The 13,416-nt window shown below is 32.7% G+C and carries 12 protein-coding genes and 2 tRNA genes; 1 reads left to right on the forward strand and 13 read right to left on the reverse strand.

Features of this window, described 5'->3' with window-relative positions:
* Positions 1–78 precede the first annotated feature (78 nt).
* The 12 genes from Q3907_RS01610 to Q3907_RS01665 all read right to left on the reverse strand — a co-directional run bounded on the left by Q3907_RS01610 (position 79) and on the right by Q3907_RS01665 (position 10,916).
* Positions 79–1,386, reverse strand: a complete 1,308-nt coding sequence (locus Q3907_RS01610; protein WP_301896909.1) for an RsmF rRNA methyltransferase first C-terminal domain-containing protein — start codon at positions 1,384–1,386, stop codon at positions 79–81.
* Positions 1,383–2,522 (reverse strand): M23 family metallopeptidase, encoded by a 1,140-nt coding sequence (locus tag Q3907_RS01615; protein WP_301896911.1) that lies wholly within the window; start codon positions 2,520–2,522, stop codon positions 1,383–1,385. The genes Q3907_RS01610 and Q3907_RS01615 overlap by 4 nt, the downstream gene beginning before the upstream one ends.
* Positions 2,523–2,609: 87 nt before the next feature.
* Complete coding sequence (locus tag Q3907_RS01620) at positions 2,610–3,755, reverse strand: O-antigen ligase (RefSeq protein WP_301896912.1); 1,146 nt, start codon at positions 3,753–3,755, stop codon at positions 2,610–2,612.
* 52 nt (positions 3,756–3,807) lie between these two features.
* Positions 3,808–3,882, reverse strand: a tRNA-Thr gene (locus tag Q3907_RS01625).
* 33 nt (positions 3,883–3,915) lie between these two features.
* Positions 3,916–5,184, reverse strand: coding sequence for a hypothetical protein (locus tag Q3907_RS01630; protein ID WP_301896914.1), 1,269 nt, complete (start codon positions 5,182–5,184; stop codon positions 3,916–3,918).
* A gap of 36 nt (positions 5,185–5,220) precedes the next feature.
* Positions 5,221–6,000 (reverse strand): SagB/ThcOx family dehydrogenase, encoded by a 780-nt coding sequence (locus Q3907_RS01635; RefSeq protein ID WP_301896916.1) that lies wholly within the window; start codon positions 5,998–6,000, stop codon positions 5,221–5,223.
* 13 nt (positions 6,001–6,013) lie between these two features.
* Positions 6,014–7,483, reverse strand: coding sequence for an ATP-binding protein (locus Q3907_RS01640; protein ID WP_301896918.1), 1,470 nt, complete (start codon positions 7,481–7,483; stop codon positions 6,014–6,016).
* Positions 7,480–8,748 (reverse strand): VWA-like domain-containing protein, encoded by a 1,269-nt coding sequence (locus Q3907_RS01645; protein WP_301896919.1) that lies wholly within the window; start codon positions 8,746–8,748, stop codon positions 7,480–7,482. The genes Q3907_RS01640 and Q3907_RS01645 overlap by 4 nt, the downstream gene beginning before the upstream one ends.
* Positions 8,748–9,653 (reverse strand): leucine-rich repeat domain-containing protein, encoded by a 906-nt coding sequence (locus Q3907_RS01650; protein WP_301896921.1) that lies wholly within the window; start codon positions 9,651–9,653, stop codon positions 8,748–8,750. Before Q3907_RS01650 ends, Q3907_RS01645 begins: the two co-directional genes overlap by 1 nt.
* Positions 9,654–9,715: 62 nt before the next feature.
* Positions 9,716–9,799, reverse strand: a tRNA-Leu gene (locus Q3907_RS01655).
* An 85-nt stretch (positions 9,800–9,884) separates the two neighbouring features.
* Positions 9,885–10,133, reverse strand: a complete 249-nt coding sequence (locus Q3907_RS01660) for a hypothetical protein (protein WP_003864095.1) — start codon at positions 10,131–10,133, stop codon at positions 9,885–9,887.
* Positions 10,134–10,319: 186 nt separating this feature from the next.
* A complete protein-coding gene (locus Q3907_RS01665; protein WP_244924282.1) occupies positions 10,320–10,916 on the reverse strand; it encodes an L-threonylcarbamoyladenylate synthase in 597 nt (198 codons plus the stop codon).
* A gap of 72 nt (positions 10,917–10,988) precedes the next feature.
* On the opposite strand from Q3907_RS01665, the gene mnmE reads away from it, so the two are divergent.
* On the forward strand, positions 10,989–12,317 hold the full coding sequence (mnmE, locus tag Q3907_RS01670) for a tRNA uridine-5-carboxymethylaminomethyl(34) synthesis GTPase MnmE (RefSeq protein ID WP_217798200.1): 1,329 nt from the start codon (positions 10,989–10,991) through the stop codon (positions 12,315–12,317).
* Between the two features lie 17 nt (positions 12,318–12,334).
* On the opposite strand, the gene Q3907_RS01675 is transcribed toward mnmE, so the two are convergent.
* On the reverse strand, positions 12,335–13,408 hold the full coding sequence (locus Q3907_RS01675; RefSeq protein ID WP_301896925.1) for a Xaa-Pro peptidase family protein: 1,074 nt from the start codon (positions 13,406–13,408) through the stop codon (positions 12,335–12,337).
* Between the last annotated feature and the right edge of the window lie 8 nt (positions 13,409–13,416).

Consider the following 13,416-nt stretch of genomic DNA (forward strand, 5'->3'; position numbering starts at 1 on the left):
GTGATGATCAATTAGAAGATTACTACAATATGGCTCATGAAATCGCAAAAAATTGCCAGGAATAATTTCCTGGCCTTTTTAGTCTATATTCACATGTGAGTTAGGTAATAATCTGAGTCCTTTAGGAATCTTATTTTTGATTTGTCTTCCATCACTTTTACCAAATCCAAACGGATGTCCTTTGTAACATACGGCAACGTAACCTTTATCACATTCCTTCTGTAAAACTTCTCCATGCATAAACAGATCCATTTCTTCTAAAGTTACATTCACTTTTCTTTTATAGTCAAAATCCGCAACCATATAAAAAGAATGACTTGGTTCAAAACGATTCTTAATAACATCACCTAAATATACGCCTTGACGCAATACTTTTACTTTTTTAAAGTCCACAAAACAAACATCCATACCATATACCCGATCTTTGTCAATATAGTAATAATTTGGCAATGTATTCAATTGTTCCTTCAAAAACTTTTCTGTTACTTTATCTATTTTCTTTGTCTTTAAAACTGGAAGTTTACCTGCAACACCGGATTTTTTCTTCAACTTTGCAATGAAATGACCTTCACCACCATCCATTGGAAAAATACGACGTACATTTAAATCTTTAAATCCTTTTCTTCCCCACAAAACTTCTGGATTTTTTAATTCCATATCTTCATGTTTGTTTAAAAAAGACAAAACTACATCTTCATCTTCTTCCAAAGCATATGTACAAGTTGAATATACCAAAGTACCACCCAGTTTCAACATCGAATACGCATATTCTAAAATTTCTTTCTGACGAGATGCACAAAGCTCAATATTTTCAATACTCCAATGATTTAAGGCAATGTCATGCTTTTTGATCATACCCTCACCACTACAAGGTGCATCCACTAAAATCTTATCGAAACATGAATTAAATACTTTCGCAAGCTTATCTACACTTGAATTAGTGACAGCTACATTTTTAACACCCATTCGCTCTATATTCGATAAAAGAATCTGAGCTCTTTTCGCATCGATTTCATTCGATACTAAATACCCACTTTTTAGATGAGAAGCAATCTGCGTACTCTTTCCACCAGGAGCCGCACATAAATCTAATACATAATCATCTTCTTGTACATCCAAGATTTCGACGGCACTCGATGCACTTGGTTCTTGTAGATAGAAACATCCACAGATATGATAAGGATGATTTCCTAACGGTTTATCTACATAATAACTTTCGCTGCAAAATTGACTTGGATTTTCTAAATGATCAAACTCTTTTAAATTTGCCTTTTTTAAATTGACACGCATACCACGATATAAAGGTTTTGATAAAGATTCAACATACGCATCATACTCATCTTGCAGTAATTCTTTCATTCGTGAAAAATACATTTCTTGACTCATACACCCTCCAAAACTGTCTCAGGATCTATACGACATGCATAGTCTGAGCATGTTGCTGCTTTATTAAAGCCGCATCCAAAAGAAAAATCAGCACCACTATTTCTAAAATAATCAACAATCGAATTTAAATTTTGTTTCAATTCAAAGACCTCAATATGTGTATGAGGACCTGTTGAATTGCCACTATTCCCGCTCTTGGCAATTGTCATTCCTTGACCGACTTGCTGGCCACTTGTCACATAGATTTCATTTGATAAATGTGCATAACTTATCGCATACAATTTATCATTTACGGCAATCACCATACAAATCGAATTACCTGCACCACTAGGCCATCCACACATATTCCCGAGATATCCATTATTTGATTCTACAGGTGCATGTGCATACAATATAATACCATTGGCAACAGCGTATACATCACTATACATTGGACTCGCAATATCTAAACCTAAGTGAAGAGTTCCGTCTGGATATGCCCAGCATCTAGCACTGATTGTACCATTTTCAATTGGATTTTGCCAAAAAGAACTATATGTATCAATCCCATAATTTCCATCAACCAAACAAGACATACCATTATTTTCTAAAATTTCATAGCCACCATATCCAGGTAATGCCTCATTTCCGGCAATTATAGAATCTTGATCAAACTCTCCCGAATCTTTCCATTGGCTCAAAGTTGAAAAGCGCGAAAATAAACGTTTTTGACAAGTATCTAAACGAGTTAGAAAGGATGCATATAAATCAAGCTTATGCTTATTTTTTACCCACTGTTTTTTACTTTTCAAATAATCATTTTGACTACACTTATATTCATTGAAACATTTCGTTAAGTCCTTATCTATCCAATACGATTGGAAGATCAAATTTTGTTTTTGAATAGAAACCAAATTCAAACCATACTCCATCTTTTTGAGTTCATAATAATTCTTTTTCTGTTTATACAATAATTTAAGATCCTCTAATTTTTGACTTTGAGAATCCATTCTACAATTCAAATCCTCTTGTTTATTTTGAATCGCATTTGAAACATCTCTACATTTTAAAGATAAAAAACTAGCCTTATCCTGATCAACCACTTCTACTTTTGATTCTATATTTGAAACTAACCTTTCATAATCTGGTACATTCAAGGATTGCAACCCAATAAAAAAACAGACAAAAAGAGATATACATTTCATAAAACTCCTTCTACTGTCTGTCTTCTAAATTTATTGTATTTATTTTTCTTTGTACATGCAAGCACTATTTAAAATAATAAAACATAAAGTTCCCGTCGCAACAATATTGAGCGTACAGTCTAACAATCCATAAACCAATACGATTGCGATAAAACACATCATCATGCCAAATAAAGCTGGATTTTCTTTTCTAGTATTGGATACAAAAATTTCTTTATTCAGCACAAATATATAAGCTAGTAAAATAATTGTTCCAATGATTCCATAAGATAAAATCGAATCTATGTAGATATTATGCGCATGCGGTGCCTTATGACCGTTCACCAAAGGATAAAACTTTTTATATGTCTGAGGACCCCATCCAAAAAATGGATACATAGAAATACATAAAAATGCCGTTTTCCAAATTTTAATACGAGAGGCAAAAGTAGACATATCACTAATTCTTGGAATCAATGTTGGTTTTAAGAAAACTAAGCCACATACACATAATTCAAACACAGTAGAAGTAATAAACAATTTTTTCCAGCGAACACAATATAAGAATATTGGAAAAATCACCACAAAAGGTAATAATGCTGTTCTAGATCCAGTAAGATAAAGCACAAAGAAATTGAAGAGTGCAACCATAAAATATCCAATCTTACAAAGAATATTGTCATTTTTCACGAAACGATACATGCAAATCACACAAACAAAATCAATAATCATCGCATAAATATTCGCATTCATAAACGTAGATGTAATTCTTCTTGTAGGTGAATTAAAAATATGAAATTCCAAGAAAGTGCGACCATTTGCAATTGAAATTTGATTAAACTGATATAAGCCATAAATAGCCGCAAAAACAGAGAGAATAACAATCAGATCACACATGACTTCAAAACTATTTTTTTTGATACTCTTACGATAATAAGCCCCATAAAGGCCAATCAATACAAATAGGCAAGTATTACCTAAACCATTCCAATTTGAATAGAGTAATGACACAACAAATTCCAGTCCTATAAAACTATATAAAAAAATAGCTCCCGTTTGATTTTTTATAGCCTTGACAAGCTTATGACGGCAAAATGCTTGTAACAATATGCATGCGATACCAACACTTGCTACTTCAAATGGTAAAAACAGAAAAAATGTTCCCAATAAAACCATTTTTTCATCTAAATTCATTTTCTTTAACATGCGTTCTCCCTTCAAAAAAATAAGCTGGATTCACCAGCTTAATTTGAATTCATGGTGCCGACTATCGGATTTGAACCAATGACCTACGCGTTACGAGTGCGTTGCACTACCACTGTGCTAAGTCGGCATAAAGACTACCATTATAGGATAGTCTTATTTTTTATGATTGTAAAGCAGCAATTTGCTGTTGATAATATGTAATTTGTTGCTGCAAAGAATACAACATTTGATTGTTTGTATCAATTTGCGACTGAATCTGTGAACGATCTTCATCACTAGCATCCGCCAATTCTGATTCCAAACTTTGCGCATATTGCGCATATGTATCATAATCTTGCTGCAAACTATTTAAACTAGCTTGATATTCTTGGATTTTTGAAGCATTCTCAGATTTCTTTTGTTCCTCTTCTTGTTGAGCCTTTTCTTGAGCTGCCGTTTTTAATTCAGCTTGTTCTTTACATAAATCAATAAAATCTTTTCCTGTTTTTGATTTTGATAAAGAATCCACTTCCTTTTTCAAGCTTTTTGATAAAGAACTATACACCGACTGCATATCCGCAACTGCCATTTTTTCTTCGTCAGATTTTGCATCCCAACCATCTAATAGTGTCATAATTTGTTGATAAGCAGGAAATTTAGCTTCTTCTTTTGAAGTTTGAAGTTCCTTGATATCTTTCAACAACGCTTTATATGTCTTTCCGGTTTGTTCTTTAAAATACTCATTGATTGATGTTTTCTGTTTACCTAATAATTTCTTATATCCAGAATCCAAATCCAAAAGTTCTAATTTTTCAGCATCGGACATCATATTATCTCCATACTCATCGGCATATGAAATAAGTTTATCATATGTTTTTTGTTGAGCGGGTGAAACAATATTTTGTGGATCATAAACCAATACTTTATAAGAATAAACGCCTAAAGCAGCTACGCCCAATAAAATGACTCCCAAAACAATTTTTGTAAACTTGCTCATTGGTTTCTTTTCTTTTGGCTTTTTTGAGTCATTCTTTTTCTTAGGTTCTTTTGTTTTCTTCTTTTCTTTAGTTTCTTTTTTCTTTTCTTCAACCACAGATTTTTTATCAGCTTCTTGATCATCATTTGACATATCTTGCAACATCGCATGAACAAGATTCAATGCATCATTGGATTGTTCACTTTCAATTGAAGATGTAGTAAAATCATCATCCGTGCTTACCAAATTTGTTTTTTGATCTTCATAAAATTGTTCTTCTTCCGCAATTGTTTTTTGACCACGTTCTTTTCGAAGCATATCTAAAGCAGAAGACATCGTCTTTTCAGCCTGTTTTCTTTCTTCATCGCTCATTTCATGAACGGTTTTTGGTTTTTTTAACTCCTCGTTATATTCAGTTTTTTTATCTAAAAGTGCTTTTGAATAAGCATCTATGTTTTTATCTTTTTTACTCATAATATATTTTCCTTAGTTCCTATATATTCTAACACATTATAAGCCTTCTTTTTCAACAAATTCATAAAAAGATTTTTCTTTCAAAAAATCCTTTCTATCCACCTTTCCCACTGTTTGAGAATAAATAATAAACTCATTTTCCCCATCTAATTCAAACATTTCATCACAAATCGTAGTTACACATGCTCCAATTCCACAAGTACCCAAGTCAATGCTTGTACTAGCTAAATAGATATTTTCTCCTACATGACCTAGATCAACTAGTGCAATACGATGCGCAAGATTACCATAACGCCACTCTGTACGATAGGGTATATAACTAAAATAGAAAATCACATTTGCTTTTAAAGCCCACAACTGCCTGCATAATGAAGCAGATAAAACATCAGACACTTTGTCAATCGGATTCAAAAACTCAATACGATGTTCCATCGGTAAATAATGATAGGTTCCAGGTTGTAAACCTTCTACATTTTGACACACGAAATAAAGTTCAAAGCCATGACGAGCTCCTCCAGAAGGTACTGTACGCAATGTTGCATAATGCTTTCCACGAAGTTGTTTAACACCTTGGCAAGTCCAAAGAATATAGGAAAGTTCTAATAAAGACATCGGTTCTTGCGTATAAACTCGACTACTGTGGCGTGTATTAATAATTTCTAAAAAGTCAGAATGAATAGATAAATCTTTAAAGTTTTTAGGAAGTTCAATCGATTCTTTACGCATCGCTTTTTTTACTAAAGGTGGTTGTGGAAGTTTTTTATCTTGATCCGATTCAAATTCTTCCACATCATATTTTAATTCTGAATAATCCATATATTTCCTTTCTTTAATGAGCTAACTCATCTAATAATCTTGCCTTTTGTGTTCCAATCAATAGTACTTGTTTATATTTCTCATAAACATCGATTGTATGTGAACTTAAATATAAGGCCATTTCAGATGACATTGTTAAATTTGTAACAAATATTGTCATTTCCTGTCCATTCTTAAATGCACTTTCCATAAATTCAAACGCATTTAAAATCTGCATCTTCAAACTAGATTCAATGGATTCCATCTTTTCTTTCTGTTTAAAGAACGTGTTTGTGCAAGAATCAAAACGAGACTTAGGATCTAAACTTTCATCCACATTCATTTTTTGAATTTGATTTAAGACCACTTCGTATTCATGTTTCTTAGAAACACTTAATAATTCAGCTTGTAACTTAAAATGATAAGCATCTATAAATTCTTTAACACAAGACTTATAAGAAGAGGCCATTTTCTTTCGATAATCCTTTAAAAAACTATACCATAAATCTGTACAATTCTTTTCGAAAGAATATATATTCACTTGTCTTAATAAACCATCCATCACTAAATTGACTACAGATACTCTTTCATCAAAATCCGCATTAAACAAACGAGCGTAGATCGTACTTGATACATTTCCATTTAAAATATCATCAATGCCATAATCATCCTGATATTTTTTATAGACCAAGTAATAGGCGAAAACATCTTCTGCAATATCTTCATGATGTAAATATTCATAGATTGTATCTTGCGATATTTCCAAATGCATCTTTTCGTATGTATAAAGCAAATACGATAAATCTTCCCAGCCTCTAGCCGTCACAAATTCCATACCATCTACACTTGTTGAAACAGTATAAAAATTGTTAGGCTTTAATTCTAGATAGCTTAAAATCATTGGATGAATATGTTTTGAGATCGCATATTCTTTCCAAACATAATAATCCGTTTCTACATGAATATAACGAATACGATCCATTGTCACAACATCAAAATCACGAACTGATTTATTATATTCACTCGGATTTCCAGCAGCCACAATGATCCATCCACTTGGGACCTTCTGATTTCCAAAGGTTTTATTCTGTAAAAATTGAAGCATTGTAGGAGCCAATGTTTCCGATACACAATTGATTTCATCAATAAATAGAATTCCTTCTTTTAAACCCGTTTCTTCCATTTTCGAATAGACACTCGCAATAATTTCACTCATTGTATATTCTGTAATTGAATAGGTTTTGCCTTGAAATTCTTTTTCTTGGATAAAAGGAAGTCCCACCGCACTTTGACGCGTATGATGCGTAATTGTATAGCTGACAAGTCCAATCTGACATTCCTTCGATATTTGTTCCATAATCTGCGTTTTACCAATACCCGGAGGACCAATCAACAATAAAGGCCTTTGATTCTTAGATTCAATTTCATATTCACCAAAGCTATTCTTTGATAAATAAGCCTTTACGGTATTTTTTATTTCATTTTTTGCCTGTAATATATTCATAATTTTTCTTCCAATCTATACTGAATTGCCCAAGTAGGCACTTTACTTTGATCATAATCTTCTAAATAGATAAATGCCGTTTTATAAGCTGGACACTTTTTTGGATAAACGCCCTTTCCATCTGTAAAATAAAGTAAACCACAAAGATTTTGAAATACTTTTTGATTCACCAAATCATTCACATAGCTAAATACCGGTCTAAAATCGGTATTCCCTCCACCCACTAAAGTAAATGAATCCAATAATTGATCCATCTCATTTTGATTAGAAATAACATTTTCTTTTCGAATTCTGTCATCACATTGAATGATATGTACCTTACATGATTTATAAAACATATTTGAAGTGCTCAAAATACTATATGTATTGGATATAAAACGTTTCGCAAGATTTTCATCAATAGAATAACTTGTATCCAATACAATCACAAACTCATAGATTTTCTTAACTTCTTTTGTCTCTAACGGCTCAATCAAAGGCATATTTTTATAAATAGACATACCATATGTGTAATACGACAAATCGAATTCATCCTCATTGATCTGCATTTCTTCTTTCATAATACTAAAACGTTTCAAAAATTGTGAAAATGAATACTTCGATTTTTTTGCCTGTAACCTCGATACAAGAAAAGCATCCCCATCGTCATTCTCTTTACCTTTTTGTTTATGATCAAATACTGTCTGTTTGGCAACACTTTGCCACTTCTTTTGTACCGAAGACGATTGAGGTGTTTTTTCATCCTTTTCTTTAGGCCATGATGCATGATCATCCACCACAAATTCATAATATAAATTTTGAATATCATCCCGTGTACAAAGCCATTCATAAACCGTAATACAACTTAATCCATCCAACTTTTCAATTTGGTGATATACATCTTTTCGAGCATAGGATAAGATTCGTGAAACACTTTTTTTATGCATTGAATCCAATGTATATTCCACGATAATATCACAAGCTACATTCCAAATAAATTCTATGCGATTTTTTCTTAGCCAAATATGACTATATAAACAATGCAAGATACTATGTAAGTAAGCACGATTTAAAAAAATCGAATTCTTTTGAAAAAGCTCAATCACCTTCAATGGATTATAATAAAAATAAATTCCATTTGTAGCACATACACTTACACGCTCATCCTCTTTAAACATCAACGTATTTAACGCTGTTAAAAAATGTAGCATATCCATATAGAGTTCGGATCGAACAAGCTCTAATATATGAATTGCCTTTTCTTTTTCCCAATCCCTTTGTCGCATTAAAAATCCTCAAAAGAATATGCGGATGATGTTTCCATCTTCTTATTCTTTAATTCCATCAATAGAGTTCGAGTTTCCAAATCTTTTTCCATAGAAATCAATACATCTAAAGCTTGTACATCCATACATTTTTCTTCTATTAATTTTTCAACCATAACACATATATCTTTATATGTATGTAAATAAGAAGTCAAATCATGTGCTCTTAAATAAGGAATGTATCTCTCAGATCCCGTCATAAATCTAAGAATCGCAACATGAAAGATACAAGATTCACTTTCTTCTGCACATAATTTTTCAAAACAAGCATCATAACCATCAAAATCAATTTTACCGTCTTTAAAACACTGTCGCATACGAAAGCCTTCCCCTTCAATATTCAAGGCAAAGATATGGGCTGGTCCCACTTCATCATAACCCCCATTGTATTCTGGATAGAATATGGAACCATCTATAAAATCGACTTCGATATCCCAAGTGATTTGAGTTAGTATTTGTTTTAAAATTGTGATACAAAATATAGAACAGTCATAATAGATATGATTGAGTCTTAAACAATTCATAAATACATCACTGCCAATACATATTAAACTAGAAGGTAAAAATATTTCTTTTAGCTTTCGACAATTGTAGAATGCATAATCCCCTAGTTTTGTGACTGTCTTAGAAAGCTTAACACTTTCAACATCACTACCACTACACTCATAATAACTAGAAGGAATTTCATGACTTAAAACAGAATTAGATAGATCGACTTCCTTTTTAGAAAAACAATAGTTTCCTATTTCACGCACAATATATCCATCAATGAATTCAGGTATTTCTATTGTAGGACTGGATGCATACACACGCTTGATACGAATTGAATCTTCATTTATTTTTTCATAATATACACAAATTTCCATATGGAAATTATAACATAAAACAAAAAAAGACAATTACCGAAGTAATTGTCTAAATTTACAAGTGGTGCGGGTGAAGGGACTCGAACCCCCACGCCGAAGGCGCCAGATCCTAAGTCTGGTGCGTCTGCCAATTTCGCCACACCCGCATTTCCAACGTGCTTACATATAATACACTAATGCAAAATAAAATGCAAGCATTTTTTAAAAAAGAAGCTACATTTTTGTAACTTCTTAATGTAAAACAGTCGGTTGATGCATCATTTCGATTTCTTCCTGAACATAAGCCTCTACTTTTTCTAAAAGCTCATCCGTAACTTCGATGTCTCCAATCATAAAAGGGCCATCTTGCATATTGCCTTCTTTCACAAACTTAATTTGTGGAAGCTGTGGCATACGATGATTTCCTAGTTGTTTTTCAATTTTCTTCAATTGCTCTAAAATAGGCTCGGCAATCTCTCTAATCATTTCTTCTTCTGTCATACTCAGTATTATAATAAACCCCCATCATTTTGACAAGTTTTAACATATGTTTAAATTGCATTCGAAACCATTGAATCCAATTTAAATCAGAGTAACATACTACATGAACTGCTAGAAGCATACTACTTCTAGATTTGTTCATACGCACCCTTGCCTATGCTTTTCAACATAAGTTCTGGGTGCTTTTTATTGAACCGATTCTAATTCTTCTAATGAAATAGGACCTGGTCTTAATACTTGTAATTTTTCCTTTGTGCAATCTACAATTGTACTTGCCTGTAATGCTTTGCACGTACCTAAAACAATTCCATCTATTTTTGGAAGTTGTTCATATACATCATCACTTGTGAGTGCTGTCTTTTCTCCAGATTGATTGGCACTTGTAACTAAGATTGGACAATTCAATTCATCAATCACATCTAAGATAAATTTTTCATCTGGAATACGAATCGCAATCGTACTTAGGCCATTTGTATACGCTGGATCGACATTTTCTTTCACATTGACAACTAAAGTTAATGCGCCTGGCAAAAACTTAGCGGCAATCTTTTCGATTCTTTCATCCACTAAAGCAACTTGTTTCATTTGTTCTATATTTGAAACCATCATCGGAATGGGTTTCGTTTCTGGACGATGTTTTGCGCGTTTTAATCGTTCTAAATCGTCTAAATTACCATACTTTACACCTACACCATACACAGTATCTGTAGGTAAAGCTATAATTTTATGTTCATTAAATGCACACGCCACTTCGTGTACTTGATTTTTTGTATATTCTATCATGTTTACACCTCTGTCTAAGACATTATACATCTTTTATGATAAAATACACTAAGAAAGAAAGGATGTTTTTCTATGTTTGAAAACACAATTGCGGCTATTTCCACTTCTTTACAAGATGGCGCCATTTCCATCATTCGTTTAAGTGGAGATCAAGCTATTGAAATCACTCAAAAAATATTTGACCGTAATATTATGAATGCGAAAAGTCATACGATTCATTATGGCTTTATTATAGATCCAGATAAAAATCCAGTGGATGAAGTTTTAATCTCTATTTTTAGAGCACCAAAAACATATACACGAGAAGATATTGTAGAAATCAACTGTCATGGGGGTACTTTTATTACACGTAAAATCTTATCCATGGTTTTAAGTGCGGGAGCCGATCTTGCCAAGCCAGGAGAATTTACGCAACGCGCCTTCTACCATGGAAGAATTGACTTATCCCAAGCTGAAGCTGTTCAAGACATGATCGAAGCGAGCAACAATACAGCGGCTACTATGGCGATTCATGGAATTAAGGGAAGTGTAAAAAAACTACTCCAACCTTTGATTGATGATTTAATGGATATTATTGCACAAATTGAAGTGAATATTGATTATCCTGAATATGAAGATGTCGAACAATTAACAACGAATGACTTGTTACCCAAAACAAATGATTGGTTAGAAAAAATCGATCACATTCTTTCTCGTGTTCAAACGGGGCAAATGTTAAAAAAAGGAATTGATACTATTATTGTTGGTAAGCCAAATGTTGGTAAATCCAGCTTATTAAATGCCCTTCTTGAAGAAGATAAAGCCATTGTTACAGATATTGCCGGGACCACAAGAGATTTGGTTGAAGGTCAAATCCATATTGGTAGCGTTCAATTAAATCTAATTGATACAGCGGGCATTCGTGAATCGAATGATAAGATTGAACAGATTGGTATTGAAAAGAGTCAAGAAAAATTAAAAGATGCCAAATTGGTTCTTTTAGTCTTTGATGGTTCCAAAGAATTGGATGAAGAAGACAAACAATTATTAGAACTGACAAAAGATAAAATGCGCTTAATTATCTATAATAAATTAGATAAGGCAGAGGCAAATAAAGATGGCATTTGGATTTCAGCTTCCAATAAAGAGATTCAACCATTGATTGATGCCTTAGAAAATCTGTATCAAAATGATTTATTAAAAGAAGATCCATTACTTTCAAATGAGCGTCAAATTGGTTTATTGAATCTAGCCAAAGAAGATATGTTAAGGGCGAAAGAAGCCATGAATAGGATGGTAGAGCCTGATTTAATTGAGATGGATATTCAGGCAGCTCATGATCACTTGAAAGAAATCTTAGGTGAAGTTCATAGAGAAGATTTATTGGACACTTTATTCTCTAAATTCTGTTTGGGTAAATAGTAAGAAAAATGCGATGATTAGCCAATCATCGCATATTTTTTATCTACTTTATTTAATACAATACAACCATCTTCAGTAACTAAGACTAGATCTTCTACACGAACACCCATTTTATTAGGTAAATAAATGCCTGGTTCAATTGAGAAAATCATGCCTGGTTTTACAGTTTCCGTATTTGTAGAACTTACATCTCCAAATTCATGATCGGTTTGACCAATAAAATGTCCAAGGCGGTGTGTAAAATATTCACCATAGCCAAAACTTGAAATATAATTACGTGCTGTTAAATCAATATCACATAGACGAACGCCTGGACGAATGATTTTTTCCGCTTTTTCATTGGCAACACGAACAATATCATGAATCTTTTTATATTCATCACTTGCTTCTTTACAGAAATAAGTACGTGTCATATCCGAACAATAATGATCTTTTCTTCCACCAATATCGATCACAATACTATCTCCTGCTTTTAATACAGAATCATCTGGCATATGGTGAGGATCGGCGCCATTGGCTCCAAATGAACAAATTGGTGAGAATGATACATCTTGACATCCTAATAATTTATATTGTTCAAAAATAAAAGTTTCCACTTGTTTTTCAGTCATACCTTCTTTGATAAAATCTCTTGTACGTTCCATCACCACATCGTTGATCTGTGAGTTTTCAATCATACATTCAATTTCTTTTTCATCTTTAATAGCACGAGTAGCATCCACATATTTAGAGCCTAATACTACTTTTAATCCCTCGCATTTTTCCATTAAAGGAATCAAGAAGCGTGCTGTCCATTCTTTATCAATGCCAAGAGTTTCTTTAGAATCAATCACACTTGCCAACATTGAAATCGAATCGTCTGTATCACTGTACCAAATTTCTTCGCAATCCTTTTGTTCAACTGTAAATAATGTATTTAAAAATAATACTTTTCTTCCTTCATCATTCAAATATAGCGCAAACAATCTTTCTCCTGGACCTACATCCACACCGGTTAAATAATAGATACTGCATGGTTCACTCACTAAGATTTGTTTAAGCCCATCTGTTTTCATTTTTTCAATTACTTGATTGACTCTTTTTTGAAACATAATTTTCC

Source organism: uncultured Holdemanella sp. (genome assembly GCF_958348295.1).
GTDB lineage: Bacteria > Bacillota_I > Bacilli_A > Erysipelotrichales > Erysipelotrichaceae > Holdemanella.